At 58.6% G+C, this 14,597-nt stretch carries 19 protein-coding genes; 16 read left to right on the top strand and 3 right to left on the bottom strand.

Translation table 11 applies throughout. The annotated features are described in order from the left end of the window. Positions 1–2 precede the first annotated feature (2 nt). The 8 genes from BFW87_RS26155 to BFW87_RS26190 all read left to right on the top strand — a co-directional run bounded on the left by BFW87_RS26155 (position 3) and on the right by BFW87_RS26190 (position 7,015). Positions 3–2,609, top strand: a complete 2,607-nt coding sequence (locus BFW87_RS26155; protein WP_176159827.1) for an outer membrane usher protein — start codon at positions 3–5, stop codon at positions 2,607–2,609. Further along, positions 2,606–3,367: a fimbria/pilus periplasmic chaperone gene (locus BFW87_RS26160; protein ID WP_078742592.1), complete on the top strand. Its 762-nt coding sequence runs from the start codon at positions 2,606–2,608 to the stop codon at positions 3,365–3,367. The genes BFW87_RS26155 and BFW87_RS26160 overlap by 4 nt, the downstream gene beginning before the upstream one ends. 21 nt (positions 3,368–3,388) lie before the next feature. After that, complete coding sequence (locus tag BFW87_RS26165) at positions 3,389–3,961, top strand: fimbrial protein (protein WP_078742593.1); 573 nt, start codon at positions 3,389–3,391, stop codon at positions 3,959–3,961. A gap of 10 nt (positions 3,962–3,971) precedes the next feature. Further along, positions 3,972–4,481 (top strand): fimbrial protein, encoded by a 510-nt coding sequence (locus BFW87_RS26170; protein ID WP_078742730.1) that lies wholly within the window; start codon positions 3,972–3,974, stop codon positions 4,479–4,481. Between the two features lie 13 nt (positions 4,482–4,494). Next, positions 4,495–4,974, top strand: a complete 480-nt coding sequence (locus tag BFW87_RS26175; protein WP_078742594.1) for a fimbrial protein — start codon at positions 4,495–4,497, stop codon at positions 4,972–4,974. An 11-nt stretch (positions 4,975–4,985) separates the two neighbouring features. Beyond that, positions 4,986–5,534, top strand: a complete 549-nt coding sequence (locus tag BFW87_RS26180; RefSeq protein WP_078742595.1) for a fimbrial protein — start codon at positions 4,986–4,988, stop codon at positions 5,532–5,534. A gap of 86 nt (positions 5,535–5,620) precedes the next feature. Continuing rightward, entirely contained in the window at positions 5,621–6,577 is a 957-nt protein-coding gene (locus tag BFW87_RS26185; protein ID WP_078742596.1) for a fimbrial protein, read from the top strand. 153 nt (positions 6,578–6,730) lie between these two features. After that, the gene (locus BFW87_RS26190; RefSeq protein WP_078742597.1) at positions 6,731–7,015 is read left to right on the top strand and encodes a hypothetical protein; all 285 of its coding nucleotides are present in this window, start codon (positions 6,731–6,733) and stop codon (positions 7,013–7,015) included. Positions 7,016–7,024: 9 nt separating this feature from the next. Here BFW87_RS26190 and BFW87_RS26195 read toward each other — a convergent pair whose 3' ends face one another. Together BFW87_RS26195 and BFW87_RS26200 are read right to left on the bottom strand one after the other, a co-directional pair. Then, positions 7,025–7,255 (bottom strand): hypothetical protein, encoded by a 231-nt coding sequence (locus tag BFW87_RS26195; protein WP_078742598.1) that lies wholly within the window; start codon positions 7,253–7,255, stop codon positions 7,025–7,027. 111 nt (positions 7,256–7,366) lie between these two features. Further along, positions 7,367–7,717, bottom strand: a complete 351-nt coding sequence (locus BFW87_RS26200) for a hypothetical protein (RefSeq protein ID WP_078742599.1) — start codon at positions 7,715–7,717, stop codon at positions 7,367–7,369. Between the two features lie 212 nt (positions 7,718–7,929). Here BFW87_RS26200 and BFW87_RS26205 point away from each other — a divergent pair, with 212 nt between their 5' ends. The 4 genes from BFW87_RS26205 to ada all read left to right on the top strand — a co-directional run bounded on the left by BFW87_RS26205 (position 7,930) and on the right by ada (position 10,226). Further along, positions 7,930–8,232: a DUF1883 domain-containing protein gene (locus BFW87_RS26205; protein ID WP_003230751.1), complete on the top strand. Its 303-nt coding sequence runs from the start codon at positions 7,930–7,932 to the stop codon at positions 8,230–8,232. Between the two features lie 26 nt (positions 8,233–8,258). Further along, positions 8,259–8,426, top strand: coding sequence for a hypothetical protein (locus tag BFW87_RS32070; RefSeq protein ID WP_176159828.1), 168 nt, complete (start codon positions 8,259–8,261; stop codon positions 8,424–8,426). A 3-nt stretch (positions 8,427–8,429) separates the two neighbouring features. Next, positions 8,430–9,095, top strand: a complete 666-nt coding sequence (alkB, locus tag BFW87_RS26210) for a DNA oxidative demethylase AlkB (RefSeq protein ID WP_078742600.1) — start codon at positions 8,430–8,432, stop codon at positions 9,093–9,095. Between the two features lie 75 nt (positions 9,096–9,170). After that, positions 9,171–10,226: a bifunctional DNA-binding transcriptional regulator/O6-methylguanine-DNA methyltransferase Ada gene (ada, locus tag BFW87_RS26215; RefSeq protein ID WP_078742601.1), complete on the top strand. Its 1,056-nt coding sequence runs from the start codon at positions 9,171–9,173 to the stop codon at positions 10,224–10,226. Here ada and BFW87_RS26220 read toward each other — a convergent pair. After that, on the bottom strand, positions 10,223–10,816 hold the full coding sequence (locus tag BFW87_RS26220) for a CGNR zinc finger domain-containing protein (RefSeq protein ID WP_078742602.1): 594 nt from the start codon (positions 10,814–10,816) through the stop codon (positions 10,223–10,225). The genes ada and BFW87_RS26220 overlap by 4 nt on opposite strands. A 175-nt stretch (positions 10,817–10,991) precedes the next feature. On the opposite strand from BFW87_RS26220, the gene BFW87_RS26225 reads away from it, so the two are divergent. The 4 genes from BFW87_RS26225 (at position 10,992) to modB (ending at position 14,593) form a co-directional block, all read left to right on the top strand. Then, on the top strand, positions 10,992–11,870 hold the full coding sequence (locus BFW87_RS26225) for an alpha/beta fold hydrolase (RefSeq protein WP_078742603.1): 879 nt from the start codon (positions 10,992–10,994) through the stop codon (positions 11,868–11,870). Positions 11,871–11,980: 110 nt separating this feature from the next. Next, the gene (locus BFW87_RS26230) at positions 11,981–13,045 is read left to right on the top strand and encodes an NAD(P)H-dependent flavin oxidoreductase (protein WP_078742604.1); all 1,065 of its coding nucleotides are present in this window, start codon (positions 11,981–11,983) and stop codon (positions 13,043–13,045) included. A gap of 114 nt (positions 13,046–13,159) precedes the next feature. Then, entirely contained in the window at positions 13,160–13,912 is a 753-nt protein-coding gene (gene modA / locus BFW87_RS26235) for a molybdate ABC transporter substrate-binding protein (RefSeq protein ID WP_078742605.1), read from the top strand. After that, positions 13,913–14,593 carry a molybdate ABC transporter permease subunit gene (modB, locus tag BFW87_RS26240; RefSeq protein WP_078742606.1) on the top strand — a complete coding sequence of 227 codons (681 nt, stop codon included), beginning with the start codon at positions 13,913–13,915 and terminating at the stop codon, positions 14,591–14,593. Positions 14,594–14,597 lie beyond the last annotated feature (4 nt).

The following is a 14,597-nucleotide window of genomic DNA, read 5'->3' on the forward strand; positions in this document are numbered from 1 at the left end:
TCATGTTGAATGCGTCGAAGATCAAAAACACACTTTGCCCACGTCTACTGTTTGGCGGTTTGATATCCGTGGCGGGAACAGCACTGGGTGCCGGTGATATCGAGTTTAATACCGACGTTCTTGACCTCAGTGATCGCTCTAATATTGATTTATCTCAATTCTCACGCCGTGGCTTTATTCTGCCGGGCACTTACTCAATGGTTGTGCAGATAAATGGCCAGGCTGTTTCCGAACAACCGGTGACGTTTTATCCACCCGATGACGATCCCAAAGGAAGCCAGGCCTGCTTATCCAAAGCGCTGGTAAAACAGCTGGGATTAAAGACGTCCAGCCTGCCCAAACTGAGTAACTGGAAAGACGGCGAATGCCTGGATACTCGTAGCCTGCCCGGCATGGAAGTCAGTGGCGACCTGGCCACCTCCACGCTGAACATCGACCTGCCCCAGGCTTACCTTGAGTACACCGCCATTAACTGGGACCCACCTTCCCGTTGGGATGACGGAGTGCCAGGGTTGCTGATTGATTACAACATGACCGCGCAATCCGGTTATCAGAAGAACGACGGCACTCGCACCAACATCAGCGGTAACGGGACGATGGGCGCCAATGCCGGGGCGTGGCGCCTGAGGGCCGATTGGCAGGGTCGCGTCGACCAGGACCGCGAGGCGTCGGCCCAGCGTCGGCAGCTGGAATGGAGTCGTTACTACGCCTACCGTGCAATCCCTGAACTGCAGGCGCGCCTGGTGGTGGGAGAGAACTACCTGTATTCGGACCTGTTTGACAGCTTCCGCTTTACCGGCGCCGCGCTCAATTCAGACGAAAGCCAGTTACCGCCCAACTTGCGTGGCTACGCCCCGGAAGTGGTCGGGGTCGCCAAAACCAACGCAAGGGTCATCATCAGCCAGCAAGGGCGTGTGCTCTATGAAACGCTGGTCGCGGCCGGGCCTTTTCGTATTCAAGACCTGAATGACGCCGTGACCGGCAGGCTGGATGTGCGGGTGGAAGAACAGGACGGTTCGGTAAACACCTTTCAATTCGATACAGCAGGTGTGCCCTATCTGACGCGCCCCGGGCACGTTCGCTACAAGCTGGCAACGGGGCGACCGTCGAATCTTCAATATGGTGCGGATGGTGACTTTTTCGGCACCGGCGAGTTTTCGTGGGGTGTCAGTAATGGCTGGTCGCTGTATGGCGGCGGCATCACCGATAACAACTACCGGGCGTTGTCGGTCGGGGTTGGGCGTGACTTGCTGGCCTTCGGTGCCCTCTCGCTGGATGCCACTCAATCTCGCGCAACGCTCTGGAATGAAACGCTATCAGGCAAATCCTATCGCCTTCAATATTCCAAGAACTTCCAGGAATACGACAGCCAGGTCACCTTCGCCGGTTACCGGTTTTCCGAGAAGAACTACCTGAGCATGAGTGAATACCTGGATGCCCGTCATTACGGACTCAATGGTGAACTTGCCGGGCGCGATCAGTACGGTGATTTGATCAAGGACTGGCGCCCCATCGGCGGTAGCAAGGCCCTTTATACCGCGACGTTCAACAAGCAGTTTCGTGACTTGGGCGCAACCGTCTACGCCAGCTACAACAAACAGACGTACTGGGAACGGCCGGCCACTCAGCGCTGGAACCTGTCCGTGTCGCGCTACTTTAACCTTGGGACAGTCAAGAATATGAACCTGTCCCTGAACCTGCATCGCACGCAGGAATACAACTATCAGGATAACGGCGTATCGCTGACCGTCGGCCTGCCGCTGGGGCGCTCCGGCACACTGTCAATGGATGCGAGTAGAGCCGCTGGTGATAACACGTTTGCAACGCGCTACAGCGATCGCATTGATGAGCGTAATAGCTACCAGCTCAGTGCAAGCGATAAATCGGCCAGCGGCTACCTGAATCATGTGGGTGACACGGCGGATGTTGATCTCGCCGCCAGTAAGCAAGAAGGCGGTTATTCCACCCTCAGTGTGTCTGCTCGCGGCGGTGGCACTCTCACGCCTTATGGCGCTGCACTGCACCGCACCAACAGTACCGGTGGCACCCGCCTGATGGTCGATACCGGGGGTGTACCCGATGTGCCCGTGCGCGGTTACGGCGCGCCAACCCGTAGCAACACCTTCGGCAAAGCGGTCATCGCCGATATCGGCAACTACCAGCGTATGGCGGCCAGTGTCGACCTGGAGAGCTTGCCGAGTAACGTCGAAGCCATCCAATCAGTCACCCAACTGACCCTCACCGAAGGGGCTATCGGCTATCGGTCCCTGCCGGTGATTGCCGGTGAAAAAGCCATGGCGGTGCTTCGTCTGTCGGACGGCAGTTCACCGCCCTTTGGCGCGACGGTGAAAAACGAAAAACAACAAGACACCGGCATCGTCAATGACGGCGGCAATGTCTACCTGAGCGGCATTCAGCCTGGCGAAGAGATGGTTGTGAGTTGGGGCGGTTTCGAGCGCTGCATCCTCACGCTCCCCCTCGTATTACCCGCAGATGGCTTGACCGATGCCCTGAACCTGGGCTGCCGGATGGTAGCCACTGATCAATCCTTGACCGAGCCCGCCACATTGACCGGCAAGCGAAACACTACGGAGAAAACATCCTCATGACACTGAACACACGATTCACTCGCCAGGCGTTCGCGTTGCTGGCTCTGGGTTTGAGCCAGACTGCTCACGCCGCTGTAGGCCTGGACCGCACTCGGGTGATTTTTGACGGTGGCAAAGAGGCCACCAGCGTGAACATCACCAATAACAATACCCAGTTGCCGTATTTGGCTCAGGGCTGGATTGAGGATGAAGGCGGCAAAAAAATCACCTCGCCCTTGATCGTGCTGCCGCCGGTTCAACGCCTGGAACCCGGCAAGCAAAGCCAATTGAAAGTGCAGGCATTGCCGGCTGCCAAATTGTTACCGCAGGATCGAGAGACGGTCTACTACTTCAACTTGAGGGAAATTCCACCCCGCAGCGATAAAGCCAACACCTTGCAGATTGCGCTGCAAACCCGGATCAAATTGTTTTACCGGCCGCAAGCCATCGCGCCGAGCCAGCAGGACCTGTCCAACCCCTGGCAGGAAAAACTGACGCTCACCCGCGAAGGCGAGCGTTATCAGGTGAACAACCCTACGCCCTACTACGTGACGCTGGTGGATGCACGCAGCACCAAAGACGGTAAGACCGTGGCCGGCTTCGAGCCATTGATGATCCCGCCCAAAGGCGCGCTGCCTCTGGGGCCCACCTCCAAAGCACTTGGCACTACCCCGTATCTGGCTTACGTAAATGATTACGGAGGACGACCGCTCATGGCCTTCACCTGCCGGGGTACCACTTGCACAGTGAGCGCGCAGGCATCAACGCCTAATGAATAGCGCCTGCTGGCGGAGAACCTTATGAACTCGCATAACGTGAAGATCCTGGGCGCACTGCTGATGGTCTCTGTGACGGGCGCCCACGCCCAGGATGTCGAGGGCATGAACGGGATGCTGAACATCAGCGGGTCGATGCATGAAACCCCCTGCAGCCTGGAAATGACCTCACTGCATCAGACCATCGACCTGGGCGCCGTCTCGACCAGCCGACTGCAACGCCCTGGTGATCAGGCTGGTCCGATCGCATTTCAACTGAGCTTCGCCGATTGCATGCGCAAGGCTGGCGGCATACGCAGTGAGCGTACAGGGAGCCTGGTCTGGAGTGCCTTTCAACCTGTGGTGTCGGTAGCGTTTGACGCGCCTGCCGATGCCGATGATCCGCGTCTGGTCAAAGTGCAGGGCATCACCGGGATGGGTTTGCGCTTGACCGATTCCCTTGGCCGGGATGTGCAGTTGGGTTCAAGGGGTGAACCGCTGTTCCTGCCGCTGGGCAGTAACACCCAAACATGGAATGTGCAGCCCACGCGCACCTCCGCGTCGTTGACCAGCGGAGCATTTCGGGCTGTGGTGGATTTCAGGCTGAATTATGAGTAAGGGCACAACAATGGCTAAGCCAACCGGCCAACGGGCCGTATTTTCAGGGGCGATACTGATAGGAGGCTGCCTGCTCTGGGCCGCCAGCCAAGGTGTGCAGGCTCAGACCAGCCTGACCATTCGCGCGGTGATCATCGCGCCTCCACCGTGCGTGATTAACAGCGGCAGTACGCTTGATGTGCCCTTCGGGAATGACCTCCTGACGTCACGGGTTGACGGGGTCAATTACCGGCGAGATGTGCCGTATACGGTCACGTGCGACTCCCCTTTCAGCAATGCGTTGACGCTGGAACTCAAGGGCACGGGAGCTGCGTTTGACAGCGCAGTGCTGATGACGCGCAAGGCCGACCTTGGCGTAAAGCTGTTTGTAAATGGCGCTGACTGGCCGCTGAACAGGGCCGTCAATTTTACTTATCCAAACTTTCCGGTTGTGCAGGCGGTGCCTGTCAAACGTGTGGGCAGCACACTCACGGGAGGGGCATTTGATGCGACCGCCACGCTGGTGGTCGATTATCAATGAAGAGGAATGATCAATGAAACGTTGGCAGCAGCGAGCCCTGCTCGCCTTGTGCTCCGTCGGCCTATGCAGTGGTGCGTCGGCCAACCTGACATTCAGCGGAACGCTGAACGAGCCGCCCCCTTGCACGATTGATGCGGGCAACACGATTGAGGTCGATTTTGGCGATGTGGGGGTAAAACGCGTCGACGGCGTGAAATACCGCCGGGGCGTTGGCTACACCATTACCTGTGGCCCCGCCACGCTGCCGTGGGAGCTGAAATTGAGTATCAACGGTTCGGCAACCGCATTTGACGGTGCAGCGGTGCAGACCAATGTGCCGGCGCTGGGCATCCGGATCTTTCAAAACAGCGTGCCCTTTCTACTCAACACGCCATTGGACATAACACTCTCGTCGCCACCGACATTGGAAGTTGTGCCCGTCAAACAACCCGGTGCCATTCTGGCCCCCGCCAGGTTTTCAGCAGTGGCCACGCTGCTGGCTGAGTACGAGTAGGAGCCGAATGTATGCAATATGGACTGGAACATAAAACGGGGTGCTGCACCTGGCTGGCGTTACTGGCGACTTTCGCCCTGACGCCCAGCGCAAATGCCGCGGACAACTTGAGTTTCAAGGGCAACCTGGTTGAAGAGGCTTGCACGATCCGTCCGGGTGACGAGGCAATCATCCTTGAACTCTGGGACGTTACGAGCAAGCACCTCTACATCAACACGCGCACGCAAGGTAAGGGTTTCAAGCTGCACCTGGAGGACTGCGACACCACGATTGGCGACACGGTGACCATTCTGTTCGGCGGCAGGGAAAACACCGCGCTACCGGGGTTGTTCGCGCTGGACGGTGGAAGTGGCGCTTCCGGTATCGGCATCGGCCTGGAGACACCGGGCAACAAGCCATTGCCCTTGAATACCGTCAGCGACGAACAGGTGTTGAGCAATGGCAGCAATGTCATCGAGCTCAAAGCCTATGTGCAGGGTGAGCCGGATGCGATCCGGGACCAGACCATCGGGCACGGCCGTTACACGGTGACCTCGACGTTTACGCTCGACTATCCGTAACAGCCTCAGATAAACCTCAAGTCTTTCCAGGGCGCGGACCGAGTTCGCGGGGCGCTGCCTGGGTGGAACAACAGCCAGAGATCAAAATGAAACGACTACATGGAACCATGACGCTCCTTTTGTTGATGGGTGCGACTTCAACCGCGCAGGCTGTCGACTGTCGAGTCAACGGAGGGCCCTGGCAGAATGGCAATCCCAACCTGAGTGTTCCCGTCACGGTCACCCTAAGCGCAGACGGCACCCGAATCACCCTCGAAGGGGCAAGACTGGAGTGTCGATACACGCCCGATGGCGGCCCTGCGTGGCGGGAGGATTACTGGGCAACGGGGAGCACCGCAGGCACAGCCTGGACTCCCGGGCCTAAATTCAGCGGCGAAAGGACCGGTTTACGCATCAATGGATCGTTCTTTAACAGCCCTGTCCAAGCAGGTGTACGGATAGTCACCATTCCGAACAACGCGGCGTTTTACCCGGTAAATGTCACCCCCTACATTTTGATGCGTGACAATCCTTCCAATCCCATTGATGTTCGAGTCGGGGATAACCTGGGACTGCTACGTCTCACCAGCTCGAACAACTACGACGGCACCCGGCCACAACTTACCGTCACGTATTCGGCCGCCAACAATTTCACCGTCTCACCCTCAACCTGCACGATCAACAATAACAATCCGATCGAGATCAATTTTGGCACCGTACACCAGAGGGCAATGGGAACCGACCCGCTTACGACGTCTATCCGCAGCGATCGCAGGCTGACCTACTCGTGCCCACAAGGCGGAATTACTACACCGATAACGATCTCCTACAAAGGCAATCCGTCTTCGTTCGACACACGTTTGTTAAGCATGACCAATCCGGACGTCGGCACCGCGCTTGTCAGGGCAGGGTCTGCGGTTCAAGTTGGCAGCTCATTCTTGACCAGCATTACCAATAGTGTGGGGGGCGACGATGTGACATTTTCGCTGGTTCGGCGCGCCGGATCCTTACCTGCCGCCGGGCCTGTAAGCGGGAGCGGCGTGCTGGTAATGGGTGTGCCGTGACCCATCCGGAGACCTGAAACCGAGGTCACCTGACTGGCCTCCCAGTCGTCGATCTTATTTCTGAGACTACACAGGTGGCAGTTCGCTATAATCTGCCACCAACGCCCCACGACAGTGTCAGCGCCCTCCCACACCCTCGACGACGACCCCACCATGAACAAGATCCTGGCTCTGACTGCAGCACTGGCGCTGATAACCGGCTGCACCACTACGTCCGACACCTACCTGAAAAATGGTGAGCAAGGCCTGACCATCGACTGTTCGGGCGAAGCCAACTCATGGGCCAGCTGCTATGAAAAAGCCGACGCCTCTTGCGCAGGCACCGGTTACCGCATCGTCGGCACCGAGGGCACACCAGCGTTGAAGGAAGATGACAAAACCCTGGGCAAAGACGTGGGTAACTACAAAAGCCGCAGCGTCGTGGTGGTTTGCAAGTAAGCCACCAGGCTAGAGGTGGATTTCGGCGAACTTAATGCCGAGTCCGCGCAGGATTTCGATCAAGTCGTCCAGGCGTGGGAAAGACTCGACCTCATCCTGTTCATCCACCAAAAAGTAACTGCGCCCTCCACTTTTCTTGAAAAATACGATCCATTCACCCAGGTCAGCCGGGTTCTGGATGACATGGGTAGCCGAGATCTGCCCTTCGGCGTGGCGGGCTTTGACAACTTCACGTTTCATCAGCGCATTCCAGATAAAGACAAATGCCGCGCAGGCAAAAAAAGCCTGGCACTGCAAACGCAGAGCCAAGCTTTTTTATCGGATTCGAGTGCATGAGACAAGCCTGAAGGCTCAACCGGAAATGCAATCCTCGCCGGCTTTCTTGATATCGCCCGGGCGGATCGGCACATTGGACATGCTTTCATAAAGCTTGATGCTACTGCCGCTGGAACGCTCCTCAATTTCGAAAATCGCCGAAGGGTCGGCCGAGAATTTCTGCGGCACGATCACCTGTACGCCCTCCTTGTGCGGTTCAATCTGCGGCGGGCGCCGGGTGTCAGCGAGCTTGCGCACCACACACGCGGCGTATTCCTGTGGTTTTTTCCCAGAGATGACCACCAAGGTGGGCGGGGTCTGCTTGATATCTGCAACCGAAGCACACCCACCTAACGCCAAGGCCAGAACCCACACACTCCACTTCATACTTAAACCTCCGATAAAGATCCTACGACAGCGTAGAGCGTACTTTTCTCCCGCTTCTGTAGGATTTATCTCTGAAAACTCGGTAAATAACTGTTTTAAATTGTCGAAGTCATCGACGACGGCGCGATAATAAACGCGCTGGGGCTGATAAACTCCATCTTATCCTACGTATCATTCTGATTTTTCAGAAAAAGCCCTTCTGGAGACACCCCATGAAATTTATTCACCAGCGCGAGCACCTCAACGAGGGCGACATCGTTGTCATCGAATGCTCGCAGACCTGCAACATTCGCTTGATGAGCGACGCCAACTTTCGCAGCTTCAAAAACGGCGGCCGCCATACCTACCACGGCGGCGCATTCGACCAGTTCCCGGCAAAAATCACCGCGCCCAGCACCGGTTTCTGGAATATTACCCTGGACGTTGTGACACGCCGCGCCATCAGCGTTACCCGCAAACCCGCGCTGTCCCACAAAATCCGCATCGTTCGTCGCACCAGCAGCAAACTGAGCTGAACCGGACACTCGACAGGAAAAAAGCTGTGACCCCTACGACCAAATACGTCATCAAGTACAAGCTCAACGGCGAACGCCGCTTCGAGTTCGCGCAGTTGCAGAGCAACAGTGTGGAAGAAGCCAAGCAAGCCCTGGCGAAAATTCACGATGCCAGCGATGAAATTAGCGACATCAATGTGAGCAAGGCGCTGTAAGCCATGCGCGGCCCTACTGCCGATTTGTTCGCCGACGCTGCTTTGCAGCAACCGACGGGGCGCGAGCAAATTGGCGAAGAGTCTTACGTGCTGCGCGGCTTCGCCCTGCCCTGGATTGATCGCCTTCTGCCCGAACTGCGGCGCGTGCTGGCCCAATCGCCGTTTCGGCAGATGGTCACCCCCGGCGGCTTTACCATGTCAGCCGCCTTGAGCAGTTGCGGCGCGCTGGGCTGGACGACGGACAGCAGCGGTTACCGTTACAGCCCGCTCGACCCGCGCAGCCAGCAGCCTTGGCCGACGATGCCCGACACCCTGCATGAATTCGCCACTTTGGCGGCAGCCGAGGCCGGTTTCGCTGACTTTGCCCCGGATGCCTGCCTGATCAACCGCTACGTGCCCGGCGCCAACATGTCCCTGCATCAGGACAAAAACGAGCGCGATTACCGTGCCCCGGTGGTTTCGGTGTCCCTTGGCCTGCCGGCAATCTTCCTGTTCGGCGGCCACGAGCGCAGTGACAAGACGCAAAAGGTCTCACTGTTTCACGGCGATGCCGTGGTCTGGGGCGGCGTTGATCGCTTGCGTTTTCATGGGGTGATGCCGATCAAGGAAGGCGTGCATCCGGTGATGGGCCCGCAGCGCATCAACCTGACCTTTCGTACAGCCGGCTAATTTGACCGCAAGCTTCAGAGTGCCGCCAATGATCCGCGCGGTTAATCTGCCGGTGAACCGTCAAGAGTGCAGGCCATGAGTAACGAAACAGATCCGCGCTGGGCCGCCATCGTCGCCCGCGACGCCAAGGCAGATGCGCTGTTTGTCTACGGCGTGAAAACTACCGGAGTGTACTGTCGCGCCAGCAGCGCCTCACGCCTGCCGCGCCCGGAAAATATCGAGTTTTTCGACACCTTTGCGCAAGCCGAAGCAGCGGGTTATCGCCCGAGCAAACGCGCCACCGGCGACCAGACACAATTGGCGGCGCACCATGCTCAGGTGGTGGCCAACGCCTGTCGCCAAATAGAACAGGCCGAGACGCCGCCGAACCTGGAATCGCTTGCCCGCCAAGCGGGGCTGAGCACCTTCCATTTTCATCGGGTGTTCAAATCCGTGACCGGCCTGACCCCCAAGGGTTACGCCAGCGCCCTTCGTTCGCGCAAAGTGCGCGATGGGCTCAAGGGCGCGCACTCCGTGACAGATGCGCTGTACGAGGCAGGCTTCAATTCCAATAGCCGCTTCTATGAGTCCGCCGACCAAGTGCTCGGCATGAAGCCCAGCGACTACAAGGCCGGCGGAGCCAACAGTGAGATTCGCTTCGCAGTGGGCGACTGTTCATTGGGCGCCATTCTGGTGGCGCAGAGCCAAAAGGGCGTGTGCGCAATTTTGCTCGGGGATGACCCTGACGCTCTGCTGCGCGACCTGCAGGACCAATTCCCCAAGGCTGAACTGGTAGGGGCTGACCGCGATTTCGAGCGATTGATCGCCCAAGTGGTGGGTTTTATCGAGGCGCCGGCCCTTGGCCTGGATTTGCCGCTGGACCTGCGCGGCACTGCCTTTCAGGAGCGCGTGTGGCAAGCCCTGCGGGAAATCCCGGTGGGCAGCACGGCCAGTTACGCACAGATTGCCGAGCGGATCGGCGCGCCCAAATCCTTTCGCGCCGTGGCTCAGGCCTGTGGTGCCAACAGCCTGGCGGTGGCGATTCCGTGTCATCGGGTGGTGCGCAGCAGCGGTGAGCTGTCGGGCTATCGCTGGGGCGTGGAACGCAAACGTCAGCTACTGGAACGGGAAACCGGCGCCAAGCCTTCCTAAAGCTTGAGTTTGCGTTTACGAAATTCGGCGACCTTATGCCGATTGCCACACAACGCCATGCTGCACCAGCGGCGCTTGTGAGCCTTGGTCCGATCATAAAACCACAGGATGCAGTCCGGATGTTCGCAACGGCGGATCAGATTGAAATCACCGGCCACCAATAAATGAGCGGCGGCTTCGGCAATCGGTGACAAAAACTGTTCTGCGGTCTGCTGCTTGCGCTGGCGCTCCACTTGCGGCGCACCGGTTGCCGGCCAGACCAGCTGCGGGTGGCTGACCGCTTTGCGCAAAAAGCTGTTAAGCGCTGCAGGGTTCCCCTGTTCACCGGCCTTGCGTGCGGCCACCAACTCCCGGATTACCTCACGCAGCGTCGTTGCAGCGCTGAGCAAGTCACCCGCCTCAAACGTAGGCAGATCGCCCTCCTTCGCCCACTCCAGGCGCACCAGCCAACGCTCGACATCGGCGTAGGTCTGCCAGAAATCCCACGGCACGCCGTCGATATTCGCCAGGGTATTGAGCATGTCCAGCACCGGGTCATCGGCCAGTACATGGGGTTGCTGGGGTATGGCTGGGGAAGCGGGAGTGGGCATGTTTTATCCTCTTGAGCGCCAGGCGATGGTAACCCCTATTTTTTGGAATGAACAGTTACCTTGTTTTTTTAACTAACCCGATAAACATGATTGACAGGTTACATAATTGGGCGCAGCTTTAAAAAACGGTAACCCGTATCATCCATTTATCAAGTTACTAAAAGGTGCACTCATCATGCCTGTTCAAGCCCCAGTCGTTCGCTATCACCACGTCGATGTCGATGGCGTGCGCATGTTCTACCGCGAAGCCGGCGACCCCACAGCACCGGTGATGTTGCTGCTGCACGGCTTCCCCAGTTCCTCGCACATGTACCGCGACCTGATTCCGCTGCTCGCCACCCGCTTCAGGGTGATCGCGCCGGATTTGCCGGGCTTTGGCTTTACCGAGGTGCCTGCCGAGCGGGCTTATCACTACAGCTTCGATAACCTGGCGATCACCGTCGGGCATTTCGTCGACGCACTGAAACTGACGCGCTACGCCCTCTACGTCTTCGATTACGGCGCACCCGTGGGCCTGCGTCTGGCGGTGGCACATCCAGAGCGGGTCAGCGCGCTGGTCTCGCAAAACGGCAATGCGTATCTGGAAGGGTTGGGCGATGCCTGGGCGCCGATTCGGGCTTACTGGGCGCAGCCGAGCCAGGCCAACCGCGAGGTTATCCGCAACGCCGTGATCAGCCTGGAAGGCACGCGCTATCAATACCTGCACGGTGTGAACCAGCCAGAGTTGGTCGCGCCGGAGTCCTATATGCTCGACGTCCTGTTGATGCAGCGCCCCGGCAATGACGAGATCCAGCTCGACCTGTTTCTCGACTACCGCAACAACCTCACGCTCTACCCGGCATTCCAGGCGTTCTTCAAGACCAGCCAGGTGCCAACCCTGGTGATCTGGGGCCAGAACGATCCGTTTTTCATTCCGCCCGGCGCGCATGCCTACAAGGGCGATAACCCCAATGCCACGGTCGAGTTGCTGGACACCGGCCATTTCGCCCTGGAAACCCACGCGGCGCATATCGCCGAGCGGATTCACGCAGTGTTGGGTTCGGCAATCGACTGATTGCTGCAACACGAAACGCCGCTTTCGTCCAGTGAATAAAACAGACTGGCCGGGTGCCAGAGGCCCTGCTAAAACAGCGAAACGCCTTACTAACGCTGGAGACGCATCCCATGAGCACCTGGCCAGACACGCGAATTCTCGACCTGCTGGGCATTGACGTGCCCATCATCCAGGCACCGATGGCGGTGGGCACGACCACCGCCATGGTCATCGCCGCTAATGAGGCTGGTGCACTTGGCTCAATGCCGGCTGCCGCGTTGAGTATCGAGCAACTGCGCGACGCCTTGACCACCATTCGCCAGGCCAGCACGCGCCCCCTCAACGTGAATTTTTTCTGCCACCAACCGCCTGCCGCTGACGCGACACGCGACCGCCGCTGGAAGGATTTGCTGGAACCTTACTACCGCGAGTTGGGCGCTGACTTTGACGCACCAACGCCCGTGTCCAACCGCGAACCCTTTAACGAAGCAGCGTGCAAAGTGGTGGAAGAGTTTCGCCCTGAAGTGGTCAGCTTTCACTTCGGCCTTCCCGAAAAAGCCCTGTTGGACCGGGTCAAAGCCACGGGCGCGAAGGTGCTGTCCTCGGCAACCACCGTGGAAGAAGCGGTCTGGCTGGAACAGCATGGCTGCGATGCGATCATCGCCATGGGCATTGAGGCCGGCGGCCATCGCGGCCTGTTCCTGACCGACGACCTCAACACCCAAATTGGCCTGATGGCGCTGGTGCCACAAATCGTCGACGCCGTCAGCGTGCCGGTGATTGCGGCGGGGGGTATCGGCGATGCACGCGGTATTGTTGCGGCCTTCGCCCTGGGCGCCTCGGCCGTGCAGATCGGTACTGCTTACCTGTTTACGCCAGAAGCCAACGTCACAGCCTCCCATCACTACGCCCTGCGCAATGCCCAGGCCAGTGAAACCGCGTTGACCAACTTGTTCACCGGACGCCCGGCACGGGGCATCGTTAACCGGGTGATGCGTGAACTGGGCGCGATTAACCCTGCGGCGCCGGCATTTCCTACCTCGGGCGGTGCGTTGATGCCGCTCAAAATCAAGGATGAAGCCGGCTTCAGTAACTTGTGGTCGGGCCAGGCGCTGCGCCTCGGCAAGGATATTTCCAGTTATGACCTGACGCGCGAACTGGCCGAGCAGACGCTGGCCAAGCTCAAGCAGTTCTGACACCCGGGGCAACTTTAGGCTGTACCGGCGATGGCCAACCGCTATATATTCCTATACATAGCGGTTAAGCCTTCTCTCTATAACAAGCCTTAAAAACCCCCAAGGAGCTGCTTCATGAAGATTCACGCCTCACGCCTGGCCATCCTGGTCGCCGCCCTCGCCTTTGGCTCAGCCCATGCCGATGAAGTCCAGGTGGCCGTGGCCGCCAACTTCACCGCGCCGATCCAGGCGATCGCTGCCGACTTTGAAAAAGACACCGGTCACAAGCTGGTCGCGGCTTATGGTGCCACCGGCCAGTTCTACACCCAGATCAAGAACGGCGCGCCGTTTGAAGTGTTCCTGAGCGCCGACGACACCACGCCGCAAAAGCTTGAAGCCGAAGGCGACAGCGTCAAAGGCTCGCGCTTCACCTACGCCGTGGGCACCCTCGCCCTGTGGTCGGCTAAAGAAGGCTACGTGGATGCAAAAGGCGACGTGCTGAAGAAAAACGAATTCAAGCACCTCTCCATCGCCAACCCGAAAGCCGCGCCGTACGGCCTCGCCGCCACTCAAGTGCTGGCCAAGGAAGGGTTGACCGAGAAGGTCAAGGACAAGCTGGTTGAGGGCCAGAACATCACCCAGGCTTATCAGTTCGTGTCCACCGGCAACGCCGAACTGGGCTTTGTGGCCTTGTCGCAGATCTACAAAGACGGCAAAGTCACCAGCGGTTCGGCGTGGATTGTTCCAGCGTCCATGCACGACCCAATCAAACAGGACGCGGTGATCCTCAATAAGGGCAAAGACAGCGCCGCTGCCAAGGCCCTGGTTGAATACCTCAAAGGGCCAAAAGCCGCTGCCGTTATCAAATCCTACGGTTACGAGCTGTAAATGCCGCTATCGAGTGCCGATTTTTCCGCCATCTGGCTGACCATCAAACTGGCGTCACTGACCACAGTGATCCTGCTGGTCATCGGCACTCCGATCGCTTTGTGGCTGTCGCGCACCCGCTCGTGGTGGCGCGGGCCCATTGGCGCTGTCGTCGCATTGCCGTTGGTGCTCCCGCCAACGGTAATCGGTTTCTACCTGTTGTTGACCATGGGGCCCAACGGTTACTTCGGCCAGTTCACGCAATGGCTGGGGCTGGGTACCCTGACCTTCAGCTTCGCCGGACTGGTGATTGGCTCGGTGATTTATTCCATGCCGTTTGTGGTGCAGCCGTTGCAAAACGCCTTCTCTGCCATTGGCACTCGCCCGCTGGAAGTGGCTGCCACCTTGCGCGCCAATCCGTGGGACACCTTCTTTACCGTGATCCTGCCCCTCGCTCGCCCGGGCTTTATCACCGCCTCAATCCTTGGCTTTGCCCACACCGTCGGTGAATTCGGCGTGGTGCTGATGATCGGCGGCAACATCCCCGACAAAACCCGCGTGGTTTCGGTGCAGATCTACGACCACGTCGAAGCCATGGAATATGCCCAGGCGCATTGGCTGGCCGGCTCCATGGTGGTGTTCGCGTTCCTCGTATTGCTGGCGCTCTACTCCAGCCGTAAAACCAAAATGGGCTGGGGCTGACCGC

This window comes from Pseudomonas fluorescens (assembly GCF_002022275.1).
GTDB lineage: Bacteria > Pseudomonadota > Gammaproteobacteria > Pseudomonadales > Pseudomonadaceae > Aquipseudomonas > Aquipseudomonas fluorescens_AJ.